Origin of the sequence: Inquilinus limosus (assembly GCF_002195995.1) — a bacterium.
In the GTDB taxonomy this organism is placed as follows: domain Bacteria; phylum Pseudomonadota; class Alphaproteobacteria; order DSM-16000; family Inquilinaceae; genus Inquilinus; species Inquilinus limosus_C.
This window is the reverse complement of sequence record NZ_NHON01000062.1, coordinates 1-22547: the sequence shown is the minus strand read 5'-3', so window position 1 is coordinate 22547 and position 22547 is coordinate 1. Positions and strand designations below refer to the sequence as shown.

The window sequence follows — 22547 nt, the reverse complement described above, 5'->3', positions numbered from 1 at the left end:
GGCCCGAAGGGTTGCCTTGCGGCGGGCGCCTGCGGCCCCGGGCGGCTCGACCGTATGTCCCTATACGCTCTTCGCCGCCCGGAGCCGCATTCACCTCGCCGAAAGGCAACGCAGGCCATAGGCAGTCTGGGAGATGCGGGCTACATTGCCAAAAAAATTCACGGCCGACGCGAAACGGTCGGATCCGACGAACACGAAGGGGGTCACGTCTATGAGTTTCAGCCGCCGGATCGGCCTCGGCCTGCTTGCCGCCACGGCCATTGCCTTTGCCCTGCCGACCGCAGCCCAGGATTATCCGAACCGCGTCATCACCATGATCGTGCCCTTCGCCGCCGGCGGGCCGACCGACACGGTGGCGCGGCTGATCGCCGAGCCGATGAGCAAGACGCTCGGCCAGCAGGTGATCGTCGAGAATGTCGGCGGCGCCGGCGGCACCATCGGCGCCGGGCGCGTCGCCAAGGCCGACCCGGACGGCTACACCCTGCTGCTGCACCATATCGGCCAGGCCACCAGCGCCACGCTGTACCGAAACCTGGATTACAAGCCGGGCGAGGATTTCGCCGGCATCGGCCTGGTCACCGACGTGCCGATGACCTTCGTCGCCCGCGGCGACTTCGAGGCGAAGTCGATGCAGGAGCTGGTGGAGTACGCCAAGTCGCACAAGGACGACGTGACGATCGCCAATGCCGGCGTCGGCTCGGCCTCGCATCTCTGCGGCATGCTGTTCATGGAGGCGATCGGCACCCAGCTGACCACCGTCGCCTACAAGGGCACCGGCCCGGCGATGAACGACCTGCTGGGCGGTGTGTTCGACTTCATGTGCGACCAGACCACCAACACCACCAGCCAGATCAAGGGCGGCAAGATCAAGGTCTATGCCGTCACCAGCGAGAAGCGGGTGCCGTCGCTGCCGGACGTGCCGACAACCACCGAGGCCGGGCTGCCCAACTTCAGGATCGGCATCTGGCACGGGCTGTACGCGCCCAAGGGCACGCCGCAGCCGGTGATCGACAAGCTCGAGGCGGCGCTGCAGGCCGCGCTCAAGGACCCGAACGTGGTCGCCCGCTTCGCCGATCTCGGCACCGAGCCGGTGGCGCTCGACCGGGCGACCCCGGCGGCGCTCGACGCCTATCTCAAGGCCGAGATCGCCAAATGGCAGCCCGTCATCACGGCCGCCGGCGTCTACGCCGATTGAGCACCGTCCGATGATGCCCCGGGGCGGCCGCAACTGACGGCCGGCACCGGCGCATTCCCGGACGGGCCCTAGACCGCACCCGTACCATCACCGGATCCAGGAGCCGCGATGCGCCTCTCCATCCGTCATCCCAAGGACTTCTGGTCCGGGCTGATCTTCCTCGCTTTGGCGATCGCGTTCGGCTGGATCGCCCAGGGCTATCCCATGGGCCGGGCCATCAAGATGGGGCCGGGCTATTTCCCGACCGTACTGGCCGCCATCCTGGGCCTGATCGGGCTGATCACCCTGGTGCGCTCCTTCGTGCTGGAGGGCGAGGGCGTCGGGCAATGGGCCTGGCGCGGCGGCGCGGTGGTGCTGGCGGCGATGCTGCTGTTCGGGCTGCTGCTGCGCGGCGGCGGCCTGGCGGTGTCGGTGCTGGTCGTGGTCTTCGCCGGCGCCTTCGCCAGCATCCGCTTCCGCCTGCCGGTCGCGGCCGCGGCGGCGGCGGTCATGACCGTCTTCTGCATCGCCGTCTTCGTCTGGGGGCTCGGCCTGCCGATCCCCATCCTCGGCCGCTGGTTCGGGAACTGAGGCGACCATGGATCTGCTGCACGACCTCATCCTCGGCTTCGGCGTCGCCTTCACGCCGACCAATCTCGCCTACTGCTTCGTCGGGGTGCTGCTGGGCACGCTGGTCGGGGTGCTGCCGGGCCTGGGCCCGACCGCGACCATCGCCATGCTGCTGCCGGCCACCTTCGTGCTGCCGCCGATCTCGGCCCTGATCATGCTGGCCGGCATCTATTACGGCTCGCAATATGGCGGCTCGACCACGGCGATCCTGATCAACCTGCCGGGCGAATCGGCGTCCGTGGTCACAGCGATCGACGGCTACCAGATGGCCAAGCAGGGCCGGGCGGGCGCCGCCCTGGCCGCCGCCGGCATCGGCTCCTTCTTCGCCGGCAGCGTCGCCACCCTCCTGATCGCGCTGTTCGCGCCGCCGCTGGCCGAGATCGCGCTGAAATTCGGGCCGGCCGAGTATTTCTCGCTGATGATATTGGGCCTCGTCGCATCCGTGGCCCTGGCCCATGGCTCGGTGCTGAAGGCTCTGGGCATGATCGCGCTGGGCCTGCTGCTCGGCATGGTCGGGCAGGATGTCGAGACCGGCACGCCGCGCTACACCTTCGGCATCCCCGAGCTGTCGCAGGGCATCAACTTCGTCGCCATCTCGATGGGCCTGTTCGGCATCGCCGAGATCATCCGCAACCTGGAGGCCGAGCATCTGCGCGACGTCATGGTGCGCAAGGTCTCGGGCCTGTTGCCGACGCGCGAGGAGGCGCGGCGGATGGCGCCGGCGATCCTGCGCGGCACTGCGCTGGGCTCGATCCTCGGCATCCTGCCCGGCGGCGGCTCGATCCTGTCCTCCTTCGCCGCCTATTCGCTGGAGAAGAAGATCTCCCGCCGGCCGCAGGATTTCGGCAAGGGCGCGATCGAGGGCGTGGCCGGGCCGGAATCGGCCAACAACGCCGGCGCCCAGACCTCCTTCATTCCGATGCTGACGCTGGGCATCCCGCCGACGCCGGTGATGGCGCTGATGGTCGGCGCCATGATCATCAAGGGCATCCAGCCCGGCCCGCTGGTGATGACCGAGCAGCCTGACCTGTTCTGGGGCCTGATCGCCTCGATGTGGATCGGCAACTTCTTCCTGATCGTGCTGAACCTGCCACTGATCGGCATCTGGGTGCGGCTGCTGAAGGTGCCGTACCACCTGCTGTTCCCGGCGATCCTGGCGTTCTGCTGCATCGGGGTCTACAGCCTCAACAACAATGTCTTCGACGTCTATCTGACGGTGCTGTTCGGCCTGGTCGGCTACATCCTGGTGAAGCTGGAATGCGAGCCGGCGCCGCTGCTGCTCGGCTTCATCCTGGGGCCGATGATGGAGGAGAATCTGCGCCGCGCCATGCTGCTGGCACGCGGCGACGCCACGGTGTTCCTGACCCGGCCGATCAGCGCCGTGCTGCTGCTGCTGACCGTGGGCGTGCTGCTGGTGATGATCAGCCCGGCGATCCGCCGCAAGCGCGAGGAGGCGTTCCAGGAGGAGGCGGGGTAGGCTCTCGGTCCAAGCCTGATGGATGGGCGGAGCCACCCCCTCACCCGAAATCGCTGGCGCGATTTCGACCTCTCCCCGGGGGAGAGGGAGGGGCCCGTCGCGTTGGCGACGGGAGGGTGAGGGGGAGCCGGCCATGCCGTTGAGTGAGTGTCCCTTGGCGGGCGCTTCCGCTGCAACCCTTCCAGCTGAGTGAAAATGTCCGGCCATTCGGCTGGCAGAGGCCGCGGATTTCCGGTTATCTGGGCAGGACATCCGTCTTCTTGCTCAGCCGGTGACGCATGACCTCGCTTGCCGATCTCTCCGCCGTCGATCTCGTCTCCCGCTACCGCGACCGCAGCCTCTCGCCGGTCGAGGTGGCCGAGGCGGTGCTGCAACGGATCGAGGCGTGGGAGCCGAAGCTGCAGGCGCTGTGGTCGCTCGACCCGGCCGGCGCCCGCGCCGCCGCCGCGGAATCGGCCAGGCGCTGGGCCGAGGGCCGGCCGCTGGGGCCGGTCGACGGCGTACCGGTGACGATCAAGGAAAACATCGCGACGAAGGGCGTACCGATGCCGGTCGGCACCGCCGCCACGTCGCTGGTGCCGGCCGCGGAGGATGCGCCGCCTGCCGCACGGCTGCGCGACTCCGGCGCCGTGATCCTGGCCAAGACCACGATGCCGGATTACGGCATGCTGTCCTCCGGCCTCTCCAGCTTCCACAGGCTGGCCTGCAACCCCTGGGACCTGTCGACCAATCCGGGCGGCTCCAGCGCCGGGGCCGGGGCGGCGGCCGCCGCCGGCTACGGCCCGATCCATCTTGGCACCGATATCGGCGGGTCGATCCGGCTGCCGGCCGGCTGGTGCGGCGTCGTCGGGCTGAAGCCCAGCCTTGGGCGGATCCCGATCGACCCGCCCTATGTCGGCCGTGTCGCCGGGCCGATGACCCGGACGGTGGCCGACACGGCGCTGGCCATGTCGGTGCTGTCGCGGCCGGACGGGCGCGACGGCATGAGCCTGCCGCCGGTCGAGATCGCCTGGTCCGACCTGGCGATCGATCCCAAGGGGCTGCGCATCGGCCTGATGATGGAGATCGGCGCCGGCATGGCGCTGGACCCCGAGGTGGGGGAGGCGGTGACCGCCGCTGCCCGGCTGCTTGAGGCCGCCGGGGCGGTCATCGAGCCGGTGCCGGCGATCCTGACCCGCGAGATGCTGGACGGGCTGGACGATTTCTGGCGGGCCCGGGCCTGGGACGATGTCGAGAGGCTGCCGGAGAGTGATCGGGCGAAGATCCTGCCCTATATCCGCGCCTGGGCGGAATCGGGGGCGCAGCGCTCCGGCCTCGCCGTGATCCGCGGCTTCAACCGCACGATGGAGATGCGAAAGACGGCCGCCAAGCTGTTCGGATCATTGGATTTCGTGTTGTCGCCAACGGCGCCGGTCGCCCGCTTCCCGGCGGATTGGGCGTCGCCGGTCAACGACCCGGACAAGCCGTTCGAGCATATCGGCTACACCGTGGTCTGGAACATGTCGGAGCAGCCGGCGGTGTCGATCAACTGCGGCTATACCGCGGCCGGGGCGCCGATCGGGCTGCAGATCGTCGGCCGGCGCTTCGACGATCTCGGCGTGCTGCGCCTGGCCAAGGCCTATGAGGACCGCCGTGGCCCGCAGCGCCCCTGGCCGGTCTTGTAGAGCGAGGACCGTTGGAACATCCTGGAGCCGTCATTCGTTCCTATGCCGGAATATACGGCCGGCGCCGCCGGGCTCGGGCGGCCTGATATCGAGAGGGGACATGGACCGGGCGGACCGCGAGATCGCGATGCTGGAGACCCTTGCGGCCAAGGGGCTGCCGACGGTCGCGGTTGTCGGCAAGACGACGGTCCATGGCCAGCCTGCGATCATCTTCGAGCGGTGTTCCGGTAGTAGCGCCGACATCGTGCGGAACCGGTCGGTCATTGACGACAGGCTGCTGAACGAGGCCAGCGTGGCCAGCCTGTCCCGCATCCGGGCCGTCATGCTGGAGACGCCGATCGCTGTCGGCCGGCTCAATCTCCTGATCCGTCCGGACGGCGCGGTCGTCCTGTCGGATCCGGAGGGGGTGTGGGAAGGCCGGCCGCCGCCGCAGGATCAGGTCGCGCTGATCGACCTGCTGCTCGCGGCGGCGCAGGCCAAGCTCGGGCGATCATAACCGCCGGCCCCGGGCCGCTGGTTTGACGTCGTCTTCGGCTGCCGGCTCGTCCTTTGGGGAGGGGGATGCTGTCATGGTCTTTCCTGCCGATCGCTCCAGCGGACTGCCGCCTTACTCGCCACGCGCGGATCGCGGGAAACCGGACAACCCGGTCCGTTTCGCGGATGTGGTCGACGCCGTCCGCAAGCAGGAGCCGCCTCAACCGGGTGACCAGGGTGCTCCGGCCCCAGCCCGGCCGCAGGATCCGCCACAGCTGACGGACCCGGCCAAGACCATCGCCGACGACCGGCGCCGCAGGATCGACGACTGGGTCGCCGGGGCGGATGACAGCTTCTGGCCGTGGAACGACGATTCCCACGACAAGGTCGCGCATGCGCTGCGCGGGACCTCCGAACTGGGCGGGCTGACGGGGGACGAGCAGCGCTATCTGGTCGACAGGGCCCTCGACAAATGGGTCCGCGAGGGCGAGACCTACTCCTCGCCACGGGACCTGGCGCGGGACGTCCGCGGCGACGGAGCCCTGGGCCCGCTGGTGGCCGAGCGCTTCGCCGTGAAGGCCGCCGCCCTGGAGGCGGAACAGCGCCGCAAGCCGGCGTCCGACCGCAACGGCGATGCGGTCGATATCGGCGGTGCCGCCATCGTCGCCCTGCATGTCGAGCCCGGCCGCAAGACCGACACGGCGCAGCAGGCGGCGCTGCGGCGGCTGGTCGAACAGCTGGGGCCGTCCCGGGCGGCGGGGCTGGCGGAGGCGCTGTCCTCGCCCGGCCTCGAGACCGAATATGCCTCGGCGACGCTCGAGGCTCTCAACGCCGGGCCGTACACCGACAGCGGCTGGGCCTTCACCACCAGCGCCTTCTCCACCACCCAGGAGCAGCGCTACGGTCAGGGCACGGACCTGTCGGTGCCGATGGCCCAGGCCCTCGCCCGCGGCAGCCTGCTGCTCAGCAAGGATGTGGCGGTCTCCGATCTGCAGTTCCTGATCGACAAGGATGGCCGCTTCGTGATTGCCGATCCGGGCGGCCTGATGCAGGGGTCGGACAGGGTTGGCCTGGTCGAACAACACAGCAATCTGGGAAAGATCGACGCTCTCATTCGCGAGGCCGAGAGAAACATCGGCAAGCCGCCAAACTAGGCCGGGCCGGCGCTCCAAGGACCGACGCCCGTTCCCTCGTCGTCATTGCGAGGAGGCGAGGCCGGCGAAGCAATCCATGTTTCCGCGCGAGCTGCCTCATGGATTGCTTCGCTACGCTCGCAATGACGACAGGGAGAGCATGCAATCTGAATAGATGTCTATTGATTATCATTCGCATTTCCACCATTGAATTTGCCTGACGTAACATTTCATTCCGGACCGACCCTCCATGATCTCCCGGCGCTCCCTCGGCCTTGCCGCCGCCCTGCTCCTGTTCGCCGCCGACGGGGCCTCGGCGGCCGAGACCCGGATGGTCGAGGATGTCGCCGGCCGCAGCGTGGAGGTTCCGGCCGAGGCCAAGCGGATCATCCTGGGCGAGGGGCGGCAGATCTACCTGCTGGCGGCGCTCGACACCGAGGCGCCGTTCCAGCGTGTCGTCGGCTGGCGCGACGATCTCGAGAAGGCCGACCGTGACGGCTACGAGATCTATCGCGCGAAGTACCCGTTCATCGCCGACCTGCCGCGTTTCGGCGGCGCGAAGGAAGGCACCTTCGATGTCGAGCAGGCGCTGTCCCTGCATCCCGACCTGGTGGTGATGAACCTCGAATCGAAGCTGGCGACCGACGAGGGCGGGCTGATCGACAAGCTCGCCGCCGTCGGCATCCCTGTGGTGTTCATCGACTTCCGCGAGAGGCCCTTCGAGAACGCGGAGAAGAGCATCCGCATCCTCGGCCAGGTGATCGGGCGCGAGGCGCGGGCGGAGGAGGTGATCGCCTTCCGCCGCGCCGAGATCGAGAAGGTGACCGGCCGGCTCGCATCCTACGCCGGGCCGCGGCCGCAGGTGATGATCGACCGCGCCGGCGGCTACAGCGACGAATGCTGCATGTCCTTCGGCGACGAGAATTTCGGCCGGATGGTCTCGGTCGCCGGCGGCGACAACATCGCGAAAGACCTGATCCCCGGCACCTTCGGCACGCTGAACCCGGAGCAGATCGTCGCCTCGCGGCCGGATGTGGTGGTGGTCACCGGCAGCAACTGGACCCTGTACGAGACTGCCGGCGCCTGGGTCGGCGTCGGTCCGGGCGCCGACCAGGACGCCAGCCGCGCCCGGCTGCAGGCGCTGATGCAACGCCCGGCCTTCACCACCATCCCGGCGACGCAGACCGGCCGGGTGCACGCCATCTGGCACCAGTTCTACGACAGCCCCTACCAGTTCGTGGCGATCCAGGCCCTGGCCAAGTGGCTGCATCCGGAGCTGTTCGCGGACCTCGACCCGGACGCCACCTTTCGGGCCTTCCACGAGCGCTTCCTGCCGGTCGAGTACCGGCCCGGCTACTGGGTCTCGCTGACGCCGGGCTGACCGGCGCCGCATCCGAACGCCCTGTCACGAAAGCGCCACCGACCGTCCGTAGATTGCAGGCAAGCCACACGTCGGATCGAGGTGCCGCGACGCGCCGCGGCCGCCGATGAAGCCATCGGAAGGAGGCGCCGTCCGGCACGGCGGCGGATCGAGGAGGGGTGAGCTCATGCCAGGACCCGTCACGCCCGAGTTCGTCGTCAACACCTGGAACGGCGCCTGGCAGGACAATCCGGACATCACGACGCTCGCGAACGGCAATGTCGTCGTCATCTGGGATTCGCCGTATCTGGAGGGCGAAGTGGACCTCCAATACGCCGCCGCCCAGGTCTTCCGCCCGGACGGCACGCCGGTCGGAGGCGAGAAGATCCTGTCGGACCTCGCCCTCATCGCCAACTATGCCCGGATCGAGGCGCTCGCGGGCGGCGGCTTCGCGGCGGTATGGGAAGGGAGCCCCGATTCGGTCCTGGAACGGACCGACATCTACACCGCCGTCTATGACAATAACGGCAACCGCATCAGCGCGATCCAGACGGTCAACCAGCCCACCGACGACGACTGGTACTTCGCCCCCGAGATCGCCTCCCGCGCGGATGGCGGGTACACCGTCATCTGGTCGCGCGAGGGGTCGGTGGACGGCGAGCCGGCGTTCGATGGCGACAACTCCTTCGCCAGGAGCTTCTCGGCGGCCGGATCGCCCATCGGCGCCACGTTCCAGCTCAACGAGCGGACCTTCGGCGACCAGCACAACGTGCGCGCGGTGCAGCTCTCGAACGGCAATGTCGTCACGGTCTGGGAAAGCGAGTACGGCAGCCAGAGCCCATACGGCGTCCCCTCGGATCTGCGCGCGCGCATCCTCGGCGTCGACGGGCGGCCGGTCACGGCGGAGTTCGGCCTGTCCTCCGAGGTGAACGGGCCCAATGACGGCTTCGCGCTCGCGAACACGGACATCTCCGTCGCGGCGCTCACCGGCGGCCGGTTCGTCGCGACCTGGGTGGAGACCGTTCTCGAGGGCCAGCCGGACGGCGACACCGCCTTCCGGCTTTACGGCCGGATCTTCTCGGCGGATGGCCACCCCGAGGCGCCGGCGTTCCAGATCAACACCTTCGACGGCGAGATCCCGGACCATTCCAGCGTGGTCGGCCTGCAAGGCGGCGGCTTCGTCGTGGTCTGGGACCAGTGGGGACCGGACGAACTGCCGCTTCCGGACCGGCACTTCAAGGAGGTGTTCGGCCAGTATTTCTTCGAGGACGGGCGCAAGGTCGGCGGCAACGTCCTGGTCAACCAGTCCTTCGTCGGCAACCAGGAATGGCCGTCGGTCACGGCACTGGCGAATGGCGGGTTCTTCGTGGCCTATGAGAGCGAGGATCTCGACGGCGACGACGATGCGATCGGCGGCCGCGTGTTCTCCGGCGTCACCGCCGCGACACTGACCGGCACCGCCGCCGCCGACCTCCTGCAGGGCGGCGGCAGCGGGGAGAGCCTCCGGGGCCTCGCCGGAAACGACCAGCTGGTCGGGAACGGCGGCGACGACATCCTGTCGGGCGACGGCGGCAATGACGTGCTTCGCGGCGGGGCCGGGGCGGACTGGCTCGATGGTGGCGCCGACGTCGACACCGTCAGCTACTTCACCGGCACGGTCGGCGTGACGGTGGATCTCGCCACCGGCAAGGGCACGGGCGGCGAGGCCCAGGGCGACCGCCTTGTCGCGATCGAGATCGTTTCGGGCAGCCAGGGCAATGACACCCTCGCCGGCAATGCCGGCGCCAACACGCTGCAGGGCTGGGCCGGCAGCGATGTGCTCCGCGGCGGCACCGGGGCGGACCGGCTCGACGGCGGCGCCGGCATCGACACCGCCAGCTATTTCGTCGGTTCGGTCGGGGTCTCGGTCAGCCTGGTCACCGGCAGAGGCAGCGGCGGCGACGCCCAGGGCGACACATTGACCGGGATCGAGGTCCTGTCCGGCAGCCAGGGCAATGACGGGCTGGAAGGGAATGCGGGCGCCAACACGCTGCAGGGCTGGGGCGGCAACGATGCCCTCGTCGGCAGGGCCGGGAAGGACATCCTCACCGGCGGCGCCGGGGCCGACCGCTACTATTTCACCGCCCTCGGCGACAGCGTGGTCGGGGCCGATGCCGACCGGATCACCGACTTCAGCCGCGCCCAGGCCGACCGGATCGACCTGCGCCTGATCGACGCCGACACCGGCGCGGCCGGCGACCAGGCCTTCAGATTCATCGGCGCCGGACTCTACACCGGCGTCGCCGGACAGCTGCGCTACGCCATCGGCAATGGCGTCACCACCATCGCCGGCGACGTCAACGGGGACGGCGTGTCCGATTTCCACATCCAGCTCACCGGCGCCATCGGCCTCGTCGCCGCCGACTTCGTGCTGTGACGCCGCCGCCCGCCGGCCGGCGGGGCGTCTGTCACATGGCAGCCGGCCGGTCCGACAGGCGCCGCCGGACATAGGCCTGGGGCGTGCACCCCATGTCGGTGCGGAACGCATAGACGAAGGCGGAGGTCGAGCCGTAGCCGAGCTCCATCGCCGTCCGGGTCACGCCCAGGCCGCCGCCCAGCAGCTCGATCGCCTTGAACAGCCGCAGGCGCCGCCGCCAGGAGCGCAGGCTCATGCCCAGCCCGGTTTCGAAGCGGCGGGCCAGGGTGCGCGCCGACATCCCGAGCTGCCGCCCCCATTCCTCCGGGCCGCGCTCATCGGCCGGGTCGGCATAGAGGGCCTCGCAGATCGTCGCCAGGGCACCGCCGCGCGGCCAGGGCAGCGCGCCGGGGAGGGGACGGGCACGCCGGAGCTGGTCGAGGATCAGGCCGGTCACGCGGGCCGGGTAGCCGTCCCCGTCATCCTGCCCCTCGATCGCCGCGGCCTCGACGATCAGCGCCTGCAGCAGCGGCGAGACGCCGAACACGGTGGGGCTCTCCGGCAGGCCGGCCCCGGCCTCGTCGGCGATCCAGAGGCTGCGGAACTCCGCCCCGAGCAGCGACCCGACCCGGTGCGGCGTGCCGGTCGGCAGCCACACCGCCTGCTCCGGCGAGATCACGAAGGAGCGGCCCGTCACCGCCACCGTCAGCACCCCGGAGATGGCGTAGACCACCTGGTTCCAGGCGTGCTCGTGCTCCGGGAAGGAGTGGCGCGGCGGGATCGACTGCGCCCGCATCGTCATCGGCCGCGGCGGCGCCGCGTCGGACGGCGCCGTGATCGTCTCCCAGCTCATGGGTCAGCCTCTCGGAATTTGTCCGTTATTCTATATCGAATGGCAGTCCGTCGAAAGACGGCCATGCGGACGGACGATAGTCTCGGCGTCGGATGGCACCGGTCGGCTGCCATCCCCACAAACGCCGAGGAACCCCGTGTCACACGCCAATGCCGGCATCGCCGCCGGGCCTGCAGCCGCCGGCCTCTACGACCACGAGCGCGGCAACGTCGCCAGGCTGGCCGTCGCGCAGGCGCTGGCCGGGGCGAATTCGACGGTCGTCTACGCGACGGGCGCCATCCTCGGCGAGATGCTCGCCCCCAGCAAGGCGCTGGCGACCCTGCCGATCTCCATCTTCGTCGTCGGGATGGCCGCCTGCACCCTGCCGGCCGGCCGCATCGCCCAGCGCCACGGCCGCCGCGCCGCCTTCCTGGCCGGAACGGTGTGCGGCGTGCTGGTCGGCGTGCTGGCGGCCCTGGCGGTGGTGCTGGGCTCGTTCTGGCTGTTCTGCCTGGCGACCTTCTTCGGCGGCGCCTATGCGGCCGTGGTGCTGTCCTTCCGCTTCGCGGCCGCCGACTGCGCCCGGCCGGAGCGGCGGCCGAGAGCGCTGTCCGCCGTGATGGCCGGCGGCGTGGCCGCCGGGGTGATCGGCCCGCAGCTCGTGACCCACACCATGAATCTGTGGCCGCCGCACATGTTCGCCGTCACCTTCCTGGCGCAGGCCGTGGTGGCCGTGCTGTCCGCCTTCATCCTGCTCGGGGTCCGGCTGCCCGCGCCGACGGCGGCGGTAGCGGCAGCGGCCGGGAAGGCCGGCGGCCGGCCGCTCGGCGTCATCGCGCGCCAGCCGCGCTTCATCATCGCCGTGATCTGCGGTGTCGTCTCCTACCTGCTGATGAACTTCCTGATGACGGCGGCGCCGCTGGCCATGCACATCTGCGGCCTGTCGCAGGAATCCTCCAATCTCGGCCTGCAATGGCATGTGATCGCGATGTATGCGCCGAGCTTCTTCACCGGCCGGCTGATCACGCGCTTCGGCGCCCCGCGCGTGGTGGCGGCCGGGCTGGTCCTGACCGCCGCCTCCGCCGCGGTCGGCCTGACGGGGGTGGATGTCGCACATTTCTGGGTGACGCTGATCCTGCTCGGCCTCGGCTGGAACTTCGGCTTCGTCGGCGCTTCCGCCATGGTGCTGGACTGCCACGCGCCGGAGGAGAAGGCGCGGGTGCAGTCGCTCAACGACTTCGTCGTCTTCGGAACCATGGCCTTCGGGTCGTTCCTGTCCGGCGGCCTGCTGACCTCCTATGGCTGGAACACGGTCCTCTGGCTGTCCTTCGCCCCGCTCGCCCTGGCCGTCGTCGCGGTGGCGGCCGCCGTCCGGACCGGACCCTCTCTCCGCCGCATCGCCGGCTAGGGAAGGGCCGACCGGCGATTCATTTGTCCGGCATTGACGGATGCCCGATCCGGGTCCAGTGTCTGTCCACAAAATGGATAGATCGTCCATAATATGGACAAACTGGAGGAAAGCGTCATGCCAGCCGACGCCGATACCAAGCGGATGCCCTACCAGTATCCGAACCCGCCCGAAGCGCTGCGGGACATCGTCGTGCCGCACGCCGTGCCGCAGGATGAGCGGGTCTGGGTGCCGCAGGCCGAGAATGTCTGGTTTCGGCCGCTTTGCCTCAACATCTCAACCGGTTACTGGATGAACCTCCTGCGGGTCCGAAGGGCAGGAGTGCTCAGCCGCCATCGCCATCCGGGGCCGGTGCACGGCTTCGTCCTCAAGGGCAGCTGGCGCTATCTGGAGCATGACTGGGTCGCGACCGAGGGCAGCTACGTCTTCGAGCCGCCGGGGGAGACCCATACCCTGGTGGTCGACGAGGATGTCGAGGAGATGATCACCTATTTTCAGGTGAACGGCGTCATGTACTACGTTGATCCGTGGGGCAAACACACCGGCTACGAGGACGTGTTCACCAAGCTGGACATGTGCCGCAAGCACTACGGCGAGGTGGGGCTGGGCGCCGATTACGTCGATCAGTTCATCCGCTGATCGCGTTGTCGAAAAATCAAGATAATCCAAGGTTCTGAGGAAAACGTCTCATGTCCTCCGGCAAGCCGCCGCGGATCCGCAGGATCCAGTGGATCGCCGTCGCCTTCCTGACGGCGGCCGGCATCGTCAACTATCTCGACCGCAGCACCCTCTCGATCGCCAACCACGACATCGCCGGCGAGCTCGGCCTGTCGGCCACGCAGATGGGGCTGCTGCTCTCCGCCTTCTCCTGGACCTATGCCTTCTCGCAGCTGCCGGTCGGGGCGATGCTCGACCGGTTCGGCGCCCGTATCATGCTGGGCGCCGGCATGTTCTTCTGGTCGCTGGCCCAGCTGGCCGGCGGCCTGGCGCAGTCGCTGGGCCAGCTGGTCGGCACCCGGGCGGTGCTCGGCATCGGCGAGGCGCCGCAATTCCCGGCCGGCGCCAAGGTGATCAGCGAGTGGTTCCCGCTGCGCGAGCGCGGCATGCCGACCGGCATCTTCGTCGCGTCTTCCTGCATCGGGCCTGCCATCGCCCCGCCGGTCCTGACCGCGATCATGCTGGCCTTCGGCTGGCGCCCGATGTTCATCCTGATGGGCGTGCTGGGCCTGATCGTCGCGATCGGCTGGTACCTGATCTACCGCAACCGCGGCGAGACGCCGCTGAGCGAGGCCGAGCGGTCCTTCCTCGACGACGGGCGGCCCGCGCAGCCCAAGCCGCAGCAGAGCTTCGCCGACTGGGCCGGGCTGTTCGCCAACCTCACCACCTGGGGCATGGTGATCGGCTTCGGCGGCGTGGTCTACATGGTCTGGCTGTACCTGACCTGGCTGCCCGGCTATCTGGAGCATGAGCGCGGCCTCAGCATCGCCCGCACCGGCTGGGTGGTCGCCATCCCCTACATCTTCGGCGCGCTGGGCATGCTCTGCTCCGGCCGGGTGGCGGATTTCCTGCTGGCCCGCGGCGTCGGGGCGATCGCCAGCCGGAAATGGCCGATGGCCGCGGGGCTGGTCGGCGGGGCGATCTTCACCCTGCCGGCGGCCTACACGCCGAGCCTGACCCTGGCCGTGGTCTACATCTCGCTGGCCATGTTCTTCATCAACTACGCCAGCTCCACCGCCTGGATGCTGGTCAGCGTCGCCGCGCCGTCGCGCCAGGTGGCGTCGCTCGGCAGCATCCAGAACTTCGGCGGCTATTTCGCCGGCTCCTTCGCGCCGATCGTCACCGGCTTCGTGGTCGACCGCACCGGCTCCTTCGTCAACGCGCTGCTGATCAGCGCCGCCGTCGCCTGCGTCGGCGCGCTGGCCCTGGTGGTGCTGGTGCGCAAGCCGGTCGCCGACCGGTCCGCGGCCCTGCCGGACGGGAGGACCGCATGACCTTCCAGGCCGATCTGTTCCGGGGCCGCACCGCCCTGGTCTCCGGCGGCACCCAGGGTATCGGCGCGGCCATCGCGGCCGAGCTGGCGCGGCTGGGCGCGACCGTCACCGCCGCCGGCCTGGCGACGGCGGCGGGTGCCGAGCCGCCGAAGGGCACGACGCTGGCCGAGCTCGACGTCACCGATGCGGCGGCGGTCGAGGCGCTGGTCGGCGGGTTCGGCCGGCTCGACATCCTGGTCAACTGCGCCGGGGTCATCCGCCGCGGGGCGGAGCACGACCCGGCGGTGTTCGAGCAGGTGCTGGCGGTCAACCTGACCGGCACGATGCGGCTGTGCGCCGCCGCCCGGCCGCTGCTGAAGGCGACCAGGGGCTGCATCGTCAACACCGCCTCGATGCTCAGCTTCTTCGGCGGCGGGCTGGTGCCGGGCTACAGCGCCAGCAAGGGCGGCGTGCTGCAGCTGACCAAGTCGCTGGCCATCGCCTATGCCGAGGACGGCATCCGGGTGAACGCGGTGGCGCCGGGCTGGATCGCGACGCCGCTGACCCAGGCGCTGCAGGACGACCCGGCTCGCTCCGGCCCGATCCTGTCGCGCACGCCGATGGGCCGCTGGGGCCGGCCGGAGGATGTGGCCCAGGCCGTCGCCTTCCTGTGCAGCCCGGCCGCCGGCTTCATCACCGGCGTGGCATTGCCGGTCGATGGCGGCTATTTGGTGAGTTGAGGGAACGGAGCAAAGCGGCGATGGGGCAGGGCGGTTCGGCAGCGGTGCAGGGGGCGGCGGCCTTCGGCAAGGCCATGGCGGTGCTGCAGGCCGTGGCCGACGCGCCCGAGCCGGTGTCGGTGGCGGCCATCGCCCGGCTGACCGGCCATCCGCGGCCCACCGTGCACCGCATCGTCGCGGCGCTGGAGGCCGAGGGCATGCTGGCCGAGGTGCCGCGCGGCGGCGCCTTCGGCCTCGGGCCCCGGCTGATGGCTCTGGCCGCCCGCGCCTGGGACCGGTTCGAGCTGCGCCTGATCGCGGCGGAGGAGCTGGCGAAGCTGCGCGACGCCACCGGCGAGACCGTGCACCTGGCCGTGCGCAGCGGGCCCGAGATGATCTATGTCGACAAGCTGGAAAGCCCGCGGGCGGTGCGCATGGCCTCGCGCATCGGCACCCGCGTGAAGCTGCATTCCAGCTCGGTCGGCAAGGCCTGGCTGGCGGCGCTGCCGCCGGCCGAGGCCGCGGCGCTGCTGCCCAAGCTCGATCTCGCGGCGATGACGCCGCAGACGCTGACCACGGTCGAAGCCCTGGCGACGGAGATCGAGCGCATCCGCGCCCGTGGCTATTCGATCGACGCGGAGGAGAACGAGGCCGATATCTGGTGCTATGGCGGCGCGATCGCGGGGGCAGGCGGGGCGATCGGCTGCATCAGCGTCAGCATCCCGAAATACCGCGCCGCGATCGACGACCCCGACCGCTACACGGCGCCGCTGCTGGCCTGCTGCCGCCGCATCGCCGCGCTGGCGGCCGACGGGGTGCGCTGAGCCGACGACACGCAACTGTCATTCCGCACTTGCCACCGGCGGCCGGAACCACGATATAGGGCGCGGGAGATCGGCGCGGGCGTGTCCCTCGCCAACCCGGTCAGGTCCGGAAGGAAGCAGCCGTAACGAGTTTCGATACGGGTCGCCGCCGGTCTCCCACCTTCCCGATTCCGGATGTTTCATGCTAGGTGCCGCTCCGTTCGAACCGGAGGGGGATCCATGAAGCGCGTCGCGATTGCCTTGGCCCTGGCGGCCATGGCCCAGACCTCCGGCGCCGCCGCGGAAGGGCCGAAGGATTACGACAAGATCTACAGCAACTGCCTGGCCGAGGCCGGCGGCGCCAACAACGGCACGGTCGGCGCCTGCGCCGAGGGCGTGGCGGACCAGACCAAGCCGGAGATGAACCGGCTGTACCAGGCGATCCTTGGCAGGATGAACAGCCCGGCGGATGCCGCGAAGCTGGAGAAGGCGCAGAAGGCCTGGATCGTCTACCGCGACAACCACTGCGAGCTGGCGGGATCCTATGTCGGGTCGCCGATGTACTATTTCTGTCCGATGACCCTGAATATCGAGCGGGTGAAGCAGCTCCGGGAGATGGCTGGGGAATAGGCTGCGGGCGGCCGGCGCCTTCGCCCTTTCGACCGCCGGTTCCATTCCCTATGATCGCGCGCCATGAGCGATGATGCAGCCCTGCCCCTGATCGGCCTCGACACCCCGCAGCCGGAGAAGGCCGCGGCCTACCGCGTGCTGGCGCGGAAGTACCGGCCGACGACCTTCGCCGAGATGATCGGCCAGGACGCGCTGGTGCGGACGCTGACCAACGCCATCGCCTCCGGCCGCCTGGCCCACGCCTTCGTGCTGACCGGGGTGCGCGGCGTCGGCAAGACCACCACGGCGCGGATCCTGGCGCGGGCGCTGAACTGCGTCGGCCCGGACGGCAAGGGCGGGCCGACCGCCGATCCCTGCGGCGTGTGCGAGCCCTGCCGCACCATCCTGCAGGACCGCAATGTCGACGTGATGGAGATGGACGCCGCCAGCCGCACCGGCGTCGACGACATCCGCGAGATCATCGACGGGGTGCGCTACGGGCCGGTGGCGTCGCGGTACAAGGTGTACATCATCGACGAAGTGCACATGCTCTCCAAGAACGCCTTCAACGCCTTGTTGAAGACGCTGGAGGAGCCGCCGCCGCATGTGAAATTCGTCTTCGCCACCACCGAGATCCGCAAGGTGCCGGTGACGGTGCTGTCGCGCTGCCAGCGCTTCGACCTGCGCCGCATCGGCGCCGACCAGCTGCAGGACTACTTCACCGGCATCCTGGACAAGGAAGGCGTGGCGGCGGAGGCGGAGGCGGTCGGCATGATCGCCCGCGCCGCCGACGGCTCGGCCCGCGACGGCCTGTCGCTGCTGGACCAGGCCATCGCCCAGGGCGCGCCGGTGGGGGACAAGCCCTTCATCGCCGCCGCGAGCGTGCGCGAGATGCTGGGCCTGGCCGACCGCTCCAGCGTCATCGACATCCTCGAGGCCGCCTTCGCCGGCGAGGGCCCGCGGATGCTGGAGGGGCTGGAGGCGGCGCGCCGGGCCGGGGCCGACCCGCAATCCGTCCTCGGCGACCTGCTGGACTTCATCCATTTCGTCACCCGCGCCCGTATGGTCCCGCCCGTGCTCGAGGACCCGGCGGTGCCGGAGGTCGAGCGCAAGCGCGGCGGCGCCCTGGCCGAGAAGGTGTCGCTGCCCGGTCTGACCCGGGCCTGGCAGACCCTGCTGAAGGGGGCGGGCGAGGTGCAGGCCGCGCCGAACCCGCAGGCGGCGCTGGAGATGGTGCTGATCCGCCTGCTCTATATGAGCGACCTGCCCAGCCCGGGAGACCTGATCCGCAAGTTCGGCGACCTGCAGAGCCAGGGCGCGGTGACCGCCGGCCCGGCCCCGGGGCCCGGCCCCGGCGGCGGCGCCCGGATGGCGGCGGGAGGGGGCGGTGGCCTCTCGCTGGTGCCGGCCGAGCCGGCGCCCGTGGCGCTGGCGCCCGCCCCGGTTTCGACCCAGGCCGTGGTTCCGGCCCCGATGGTGGCAGCCGCCGCGCCGGCGCTGAAGCCGGTGCTGCGGGCCGATCCGAAGAGCTTCGACGAGCTGGTGCAGATCGCCTTCGCCCGCGACGTGGTGCTGCACGGCCAGCTGATGAGCGCCGTGCATCTGGTGCATTTCGAGCCGGGGCGGCTGGAGTTCCGGCCGCATGTCGAGGCGCCGCCGGACCTGGCCAACCGCCTGGGCACCGCTCTGCGCGACTGGACCGGCGAGCGCTGGGTGGTCAGCGTGTCCGGCGCCGAGGGCGCGCCGACGCTGACCCAGCAGGCCCGGACCGACCGCGAGAACGCGCTGGCCCAGGCGGCCGAGCACCCGATGGTCAAGGCGGTGATGAGCGCCTTCCCGGGGGCGGTGATCCGCGACCTGCGCAACCCGTTGGAGCAGGATGAGGTCGTGGGGCCGGACGGCGAGCCCGCGCCGGGCGCCGACCCGGCCACCGACGCCATCGATGAAGAGGAGCCGCGAGAGGCATGAAGAATCTCGGACAGATGATGAAGCAGGCGCAGGAGATGCAGGCCAAGATGGCCGAGATGCAGTCCCGCCTGGGCGAGATCGAGGTGCCGGGCCAGGCCGGCGCCGGCATGATCGCGGTGGTGCTGAACGGCAAGGGCGAGCTGCGGTCGCTCAAGATCGACCCGAAGCTGGTCGACCCGTCCGAGGTCGAGGTGCTGGAGGACCTGATCGTCGCCGCCTTCAACGATGCCAAGAGCAAGGTCGAGGATGCGGTGCAGGCCGAGACCCAGAAGCTGATGGGCGGGCTGAAGCTGCCGCCGGGGATGAAGCTGCCGTTCTGATCGGCCGCACCGACCCATGCCCCTTCGCCTCGCCTATATGGGCACGCCGGATTTCGCGGTGCCCGCGCTGCTCGCCCTGATCGAGGCCGGGCACGAGATCGCCGCCGTCTACACCCAGCCGCCGCGGCCGGCCGGGCGGGGCCACAAGCTACAGCCCTCGGCCGTGCATCGCGCGGCGGCGACGGCGCAGCTGCCGGTCCGGCACCCTGCCACGCTGCGCACGCCGGAGGCGCAGGCGGAGTTCCGGGACCTCAAGCTCGACGCCGCGGTGGTCGCGGCCTACGGGCTGATCCTGCCGCGGCCGATCCTGGACGCGCCGCGGCTCGGCTGCTTCAACATCCACGCCTCGCTGCTGCCGCGCTGGCGCGGGGCGGCGCCGATCCACCGCGCCATTCTGGCGGGCGACGCCGAGACCGGCGTCACCATCATGCGGATGGAGGCGGGGCTGGACACCGGGCCGATGCTGTCGGCCGGGCGGGTGCCGATCGGGCCGGGGACGACGACGCCGGCGCTGCACGACACGCTCGCGGCCCTCGGCGCCCGGCTGATCGTGCCGGCGATCGACGCGGTGGCCGCGGGCGAGGCGGTGGAGACGCCGCAGCCGGAGGCGGGCGTCACCTACGCCGCCAAGATCGGGCCGGAGGATGAACGCATCGACTGGGCCGACGCCACAGCACTCGACCGCCAGGTGCGAGCGCTGACGCCGCGGCCCGGCGCCTGGTTCCTGCATGAGAGCGAGCGCATCAAGGTGCTGGCGGCCGCGCCCGCCCATGGCTGGGGCGAGCCCGGCACGGTGCTCGACGATCAACTGACCGTGGCCTGCGGCCATGGCGCCATCCGCCTGACCCGGCTGCAGCGCCCGGGCAAGGCGCCGATGACGGCGCGCGACCTGCTGAACGGCTTCGCCATCCCGGCCGGAACCCGATTCGGCTAGATGACCCGCTACAAGCTCACCATCGAGTATGACGGCCGCCCCTTCGTCGGCTGGCAGCGCCAGGCGCATGGCCTGTCGGTGCAGCAGGCGGTGGAGGAGGCGATCCACCGCTTCTGCGGCGAGGCGGTGCGGATCACCGCCGCCGGCCGCACCGATGCCGGCGTGCATGCGATCGGGCAGGTGGCGCATGCCGACATCGCCCGCCCGACCGACCCCGGCACCGTGCGCGACGCGGTCAACTTCCACCTGAAGCCGCTGCCCGTGGCGATCCTGGCGGCGGAGGCGGTGGCGGACAGCTTCGACGCCCGCACCTCGGCCATCCTGCGCGCCTATCGCTACCGCATCGTCAACCGCCGGGCGCCGCTGGCGCTGGAGGCCGGCCAGGCCTGGCAGGTGTCGCGGCCGCTGGACGCCGCGGCGATGCACGAGGCGGCGCAGCACCTGCTCGGGCATCACGACTTCACCAGCTTCCGCGCCGCCGAATGCCAAGCCAGGTCGCCGATGCGGACGATGGACCGGCTGGACGTGGTGCGCCGCGGCGAGGCGATCGAGATCGAGGCCGAGGCGCGGTCCTTCCTGCACCACCAGATCCGCAACATCGCCGGCACGCTGAAGCTGGTGGGCGAGGGCAAGCACCCGCCCGGCTGGGTCGCCGAGGTGCTGGCCGCCCGCAGCCGCGCCGCCGCCGGTGCCACCGCGCCGCCGGACGGGCTGTGCTTCCTGTGGGTGCGCTACAGGGCGGCCTGAACGGCCCCGGTGATCCAGGCGCTCAGCAACTCGGATGTCAGGGCGTCGAACACCACCAGCCCGGCCACGATCGGCAGCTCGACCTCCAGCGCCGTGCGCAGCACGAAGCCCTCATAGACGAAGCAGGCGATCTCCGTGACGATGAGGACGAGGAAGCCCAGCTGCCCGGGAAACAGGCCGAGCGCGTTGAGCAGGAATGCGACGAAGGCGGCCGACGAGATCAGCAGCGCCGCCCAGTTGCAGGCGACGATCGTCCCGGCCAGCCGCTGACCGCGGCCGAGCCAGGGCAGGATCCAGGTCAGGGCCGCCGGCAGCACCAGCCAGCTGGCCAGGAACCCCACGGCGGCGATGGCCAGCGGGATCGGCTGCAGCAGCAGCGGCCACCTGAAGCCCAGCGCCATGGCCTGCTCCACCGCGAACAGCGGGAAGGCCAGCGCCACGGCGACGAAGCTCTTGGCCGCACCGTCCGGCGAGATGTCGAACATCGCCATGCCGCCGGTGTCGCGCTTGGCCAGGCGCCAGGCGCCCCAGACGCCGCGGATGATGTCGCCCGATGACACCGCCATGGCCGTCAGCCCCTCTCCGGGAAGCTGTCGTCGAGCACCGCCCGGTAGATCCGGGTCAGCGTCTCGATCTCCTCGACCGGCACGTTCTCGTTGGTCTTGTGGATGGTGGCGTTGACCAGGCCCAGCTCGACCACCGGCGCGTAATCCTTGACGAAGCGGGCGTCGGAGGTGCCGCCCGAGGTGCTGAAGGCCGGGCGGCGGCCGGTCACCCGCTCCACCGCCCCGGCGACACGGCCGGTCAGCTCGCCCGGCGCGGTCAGGAAGCTGTCGGCGCCGCTGCGGAGATCCAGCGTGAAGTCGCCGCCGACCGCGTCGAAGCGCTCGCGGATCCAGGCGCCCAGGCTTTCGGCCGTCCAGGTGTCGTTGAACCGGATGTTGAACACAGCGCGGCCCTCGGCCGGGATCACATTGGTCGCCGGGTTGCCGACATCGATGGTGGTGATGGCCAGGGTCGACGGGTCGAAATGGGCGCTGCCCCCGTCGATCTCCGGCCCGCCACCGGGGCTCAGCGCCGCCAGCATCCGCACCAGGCGGGGCAGCGGGTTGTCGGCCTTGTGCGGATAGGCGACATGGCCCTGCACGCCGCGCACGGTCAGCCGGCCGGTCAGGCTGCCGCGCCGGCCGATCTTCATGGTGTCGCCCACCGCCTCGCTGCTGGACGGCTCGCCGACGATGCAGGCATCGATCGCCTCGCCGCGCGCCGCCAGGGCCTGCAGCATCTTCACCGTGCCGTTGACCGCCTCGGCCTCCTCGTCGCCGGTGATCAGCAGGCTGATCGAGCCGCCGAAGGCAGGTCCGCGCTCGGCCAGGAAGCGGCCGGCCGCGGCGGCGAAGGCGGCGACCGCGCTCTTCATGTCGCAGGCGCCGCGGCCCCAGACCCGGCCCTCGGCAATCCGGCCCTCGAAGGGCGGGAAGCGCCAGCGGGTCTCGTCGCCCGGCGGCACCACGTCGGTGTGGCCGGCGAAGCAGAGATGCGGCCGGCCGCTGCCGATGCGGGCGTAGAGGTTGTCGATCGGCGCCGTGCCCGGCGCCTCGAACCGCATCCGCTCGCAGCGGAAGCCCAGCGGCGCCAGCGCCGCCTCCAGCACGCCCAGCGCCCCGGCATCGGCCGGGGTGACGCTGGGGCAGCGGATCAGCGCCTGGGTCAGCGCGATCGGGTCGGGAACGGTCATGGGACGAAAATGCTCACGCTCGATCTCGGAAGGGCTCGCGTCCTTCCGCCACATCCGGGCTCAACTCGAGAGGCCGGCGCCACCCCCTCACCCGGAACCGCTGCCGCGGTTCCGACCTCTCCCCGGGGGAGAGGTGAAATCCCCTCTCCTCGGGGAGAGGGAGGGGCCCGGCCCGCTTGGGCCGGGAGGGTG

The 22547-nt window shown here is 70.5% G+C and carries 21 protein-coding genes and 1 other RNA gene; 19 read left to right on the top strand and 3 right to left on the bottom strand.

Features of this window, described 5'->3' with window-relative positions:
* Window positions 1-211 precede the first annotated feature (211 nt).
* From BWR60_RS25425 to BWR60_RS38750, 8 genes are all read left to right on the top strand, one after another.
* Window positions 212-1195, top strand: coding sequence for a tripartite tricarboxylate transporter substrate binding protein BugD (locus BWR60_RS25425; protein WP_088154223.1), 984 nt, complete (start codon window positions 212-214; stop codon window positions 1193-1195).
* 108 nt (window positions 1196-1303) lie between these two features.
* Window positions 1304-1765, top strand: a complete 462-nt coding sequence (locus BWR60_RS25420) for a tripartite tricarboxylate transporter TctB family protein (protein WP_088154221.1) — start codon at window positions 1304-1306, stop codon at window positions 1763-1765.
* A gap of 7 nt (window positions 1766-1772) precedes the next feature.
* Window positions 1773-3281, top strand: coding sequence for a tripartite tricarboxylate transporter permease (locus BWR60_RS25415; protein WP_088154219.1), 1509 nt, complete (start codon window positions 1773-1775; stop codon window positions 3279-3281).
* A 278-nt stretch (window positions 3282-3559) separates the two neighbouring features.
* A complete protein-coding gene (locus tag BWR60_RS25410; protein ID WP_088154216.1) occupies window positions 3560-4945 on the top strand; it encodes an amidase in 1386 nt (461 codons plus the stop codon).
* A gap of 100 nt (window positions 4946-5045) precedes the next feature.
* A complete protein-coding gene (locus BWR60_RS25405) occupies window positions 5046-5441 on the top strand; it encodes a hypothetical protein (RefSeq protein WP_088154214.1) in 396 nt (131 codons plus the stop codon).
* Window positions 5442-5607: 166 nt separating this feature from the next.
* Complete coding sequence (locus tag BWR60_RS25400) at window positions 5608-6573, top strand: hypothetical protein (RefSeq protein ID WP_088154213.1); 966 nt, start codon at window positions 5608-5610, stop codon at window positions 6571-6573.
* A 229-nt stretch (window positions 6574-6802) separates the two neighbouring features.
* Window positions 6803-7933 (top strand): ABC transporter substrate-binding protein, encoded by a 1131-nt coding sequence (locus BWR60_RS25395; RefSeq protein ID WP_088154211.1) that lies wholly within the window; start codon window positions 6803-6805, stop codon window positions 7931-7933.
* A 166-nt stretch (window positions 7934-8099) separates the two neighbouring features.
* On the top strand, window positions 8100-10328 hold the full coding sequence (locus BWR60_RS38750) for a calcium-binding protein (RefSeq protein ID WP_144445753.1): 2229 nt from the start codon (window positions 8100-8102) through the stop codon (window positions 10326-10328).
* A gap of 31 nt (window positions 10329-10359) precedes the next feature.
* Here BWR60_RS38750 and BWR60_RS25385 read toward each other — a convergent pair whose 3' ends face one another.
* A complete protein-coding gene (locus BWR60_RS25385) occupies window positions 10360-11160 on the bottom strand; it encodes an AraC family transcriptional regulator (RefSeq protein ID WP_088154207.1) in 801 nt (266 codons plus the stop codon).
* A 136-nt stretch (window positions 11161-11296) separates the two neighbouring features.
* Between BWR60_RS25385 and BWR60_RS25380 the strand changes: the two genes are divergently transcribed.
* The 11 genes from BWR60_RS25380 to truA all read left to right on the top strand — a co-directional run bounded on the left by BWR60_RS25380 (window position 11297) and on the right by truA (window position 20617).
* Window positions 11297-12547, top strand: a complete 1251-nt coding sequence (locus BWR60_RS25380) for an MFS transporter (protein ID WP_088154205.1) — start codon at window positions 11297-11299, stop codon at window positions 12545-12547.
* Window positions 12548-12640: 93 nt separating this feature from the next.
* A complete protein-coding gene (locus BWR60_RS25375; protein ID WP_218823674.1) occupies window positions 12641-13186 on the top strand; it encodes a 2,4'-dihydroxyacetophenone dioxygenase family protein in 546 nt (181 codons plus the stop codon).
* Window positions 13187-13236: 50 nt separating this feature from the next.
* The gene (locus BWR60_RS25370; protein ID WP_088154204.1) at window positions 13237-14538 is read left to right on the top strand and encodes an MFS transporter; all 1302 of its coding nucleotides are present in this window, start codon (window positions 13237-13239) and stop codon (window positions 14536-14538) included.
* A complete protein-coding gene (locus BWR60_RS25365) occupies window positions 14535-15257 on the top strand; it encodes an SDR family NAD(P)-dependent oxidoreductase (protein WP_088154202.1) in 723 nt (240 codons plus the stop codon). The genes BWR60_RS25370 and BWR60_RS25365 overlap by 4 nt, the downstream gene beginning before the upstream one ends.
* Before the next feature lie 20 nt (window positions 15258-15277).
* Window positions 15278-16060 carry an IclR family transcriptional regulator gene (locus BWR60_RS25360; protein WP_088154200.1) on the top strand — a complete coding sequence of 261 codons (783 nt, stop codon included), beginning with the start codon at window positions 15278-15280 and terminating at the stop codon, window positions 16058-16060.
* A gap of 62 nt (window positions 16061-16122) precedes the next feature.
* Window positions 16123-16223: signal recognition particle sRNA small type (gene ffs, locus BWR60_RS25355), an RNA gene on the top strand.
* Between the two features lie 56 nt (window positions 16224-16279).
* Window positions 16280-16669, top strand: a complete 390-nt coding sequence (locus BWR60_RS25350) for a lysozyme inhibitor LprI family protein (RefSeq protein WP_088154198.1) — start codon at window positions 16280-16282, stop codon at window positions 16667-16669.
* Between the two features lie 63 nt (window positions 16670-16732).
* Window positions 16733-18616, top strand: coding sequence for a DNA polymerase III subunit gamma/tau (locus BWR60_RS25345; protein ID WP_088154196.1), 1884 nt, complete (start codon window positions 16733-16735; stop codon window positions 18614-18616).
* A complete protein-coding gene (locus BWR60_RS25340) occupies window positions 18613-18936 on the top strand; it encodes a YbaB/EbfC family nucleoid-associated protein (RefSeq protein ID WP_088154194.1) in 324 nt (107 codons plus the stop codon). Before BWR60_RS25345 ends, BWR60_RS25340 begins: the two co-directional genes overlap by 4 nt.
* A gap of 16 nt (window positions 18937-18952) precedes the next feature.
* Window positions 18953-19870: a methionyl-tRNA formyltransferase gene (fmt, locus tag BWR60_RS25335; RefSeq protein WP_088154192.1), complete on the top strand. Its 918-nt coding sequence runs from the start codon at window positions 18953-18955 to the stop codon at window positions 19868-19870.
* Window positions 19871-20617 carry a tRNA pseudouridine(38-40) synthase TruA gene (gene truA, locus BWR60_RS25330; RefSeq protein WP_088154190.1) on the top strand — a complete coding sequence of 249 codons (747 nt, stop codon included), beginning with the start codon at window positions 19871-19873 and terminating at the stop codon, window positions 20615-20617.
* Here the strand turns inward: truA and BWR60_RS25325 are convergent.
* Together BWR60_RS25325 and dapE are read right to left on the bottom strand one after the other, a co-directional pair.
* Window positions 20602-21183 (bottom strand): hypothetical protein, encoded by a 582-nt coding sequence (locus BWR60_RS25325; protein WP_088154188.1) that lies wholly within the window; start codon window positions 21181-21183, stop codon window positions 20602-20604. The genes truA and BWR60_RS25325 overlap by 16 nt on opposite strands.
* Before the next feature lie 5 nt (window positions 21184-21188).
* Window positions 21189-22355: a succinyl-diaminopimelate desuccinylase gene (gene dapE, locus BWR60_RS25320; protein WP_088154186.1), complete on the bottom strand. Its 1167-nt coding sequence runs from the start codon at window positions 22353-22355 to the stop codon at window positions 21189-21191.
* Between the last annotated feature and the right edge of the window lie 192 nt (window positions 22356-22547).

What these genes read in the sequence shown, in the direction of transcription:
- BWR60_RS25425 (WP_088154223.1), top strand. Translation starts at nt 212, where the DNA reads ATGAGTTTCAGCCGCCGGATCGGCCTCGGCCTGCTTGCCGCCACGGCC.
- BWR60_RS25420 (WP_088154221.1), top strand. Translation starts at nt 1,304, where the DNA reads ATGCGCCTCTCCATCCGTCATCCCAAGGACTTCTGGTCCGGGCTGATC.
- BWR60_RS25415 (WP_088154219.1), top strand. Translation starts at nt 1,773, where the DNA reads ATGGATCTGCTGCACGACCTCATCCTCGGCTTCGGCGTCGCCTTCACG.
- BWR60_RS25410 (WP_088154216.1), top strand. Translation starts at nt 3,560, where the DNA reads ATGACCTCGCTTGCCGATCTCTCCGCCGTCGATCTCGTCTCCCGCTAC.
- BWR60_RS25405 (WP_088154214.1), top strand. Translation starts at nt 5,046, where the DNA reads ATGGACCGGGCGGACCGCGAGATCGCGATGCTGGAGACCCTTGCGGCC.
- BWR60_RS25395 (WP_088154211.1), top strand. Translation starts at nt 6,803, where the DNA reads ATGATCTCCCGGCGCTCCCTCGGCCTTGCCGCCGCCCTGCTCCTGTTC.
- BWR60_RS38750 (WP_144445753.1), top strand. Translation starts at nt 8,100, where the DNA reads ATGCCAGGACCCGTCACGCCCGAGTTCGTCGTCAACACCTGGAACGGC.
- BWR60_RS25385 (WP_088154207.1), bottom strand. Translation starts at nt 11,160, where the DNA reads ATGAGCTGGGAGACGATCACGGCGCCGTCCGACGCGGCGCCGCCGCGG.
- BWR60_RS25375 (WP_218823674.1), top strand. Translation starts at nt 12,641, where the DNA reads ATGGACAAACTGGAGGAAAGCGTCATGCCAGCCGACGCCGATACCAAG.
- BWR60_RS25370 (WP_088154204.1), top strand. Translation starts at nt 13,237, where the DNA reads ATGTCCTCCGGCAAGCCGCCGCGGATCCGCAGGATCCAGTGGATCGCC.
- BWR60_RS25365 (WP_088154202.1), top strand. Translation starts at nt 14,535, where the DNA reads ATGACCTTCCAGGCCGATCTGTTCCGGGGCCGCACCGCCCTGGTCTCC.
- BWR60_RS25360 (WP_088154200.1), top strand. Translation starts at nt 15,278, where the DNA reads ATGGGGCAGGGCGGTTCGGCAGCGGTGCAGGGGGCGGCGGCCTTCGGC.
- BWR60_RS25350 (WP_088154198.1), top strand. Translation starts at nt 16,280, where the DNA reads ATGAAGCGCGTCGCGATTGCCTTGGCCCTGGCGGCCATGGCCCAGACC.
- BWR60_RS25345 (WP_088154196.1), top strand. Translation starts at nt 16,733, where the DNA reads ATGAGCGATGATGCAGCCCTGCCCCTGATCGGCCTCGACACCCCGCAG.
- BWR60_RS25340 (WP_088154194.1), top strand. Translation starts at nt 18,613, where the DNA reads ATGAAGAATCTCGGACAGATGATGAAGCAGGCGCAGGAGATGCAGGCC.
- fmt (WP_088154192.1), top strand. Translation starts at nt 18,953, where the DNA reads ATGCCCCTTCGCCTCGCCTATATGGGCACGCCGGATTTCGCGGTGCCC.
- truA (WP_088154190.1), top strand. Translation starts at nt 19,871, where the DNA reads ATGACCCGCTACAAGCTCACCATCGAGTATGACGGCCGCCCCTTCGTC.
- BWR60_RS25325 (WP_088154188.1), bottom strand. Translation starts at nt 21,183, where the DNA reads ATGGCGGTGTCATCGGGCGACATCATCCGCGGCGTCTGGGGCGCCTGG.
- dapE (WP_088154186.1), bottom strand. Translation starts at nt 22,355, where the DNA reads ATGACCGTTCCCGACCCGATCGCGCTGACCCAGGCGCTGATCCGCTGC.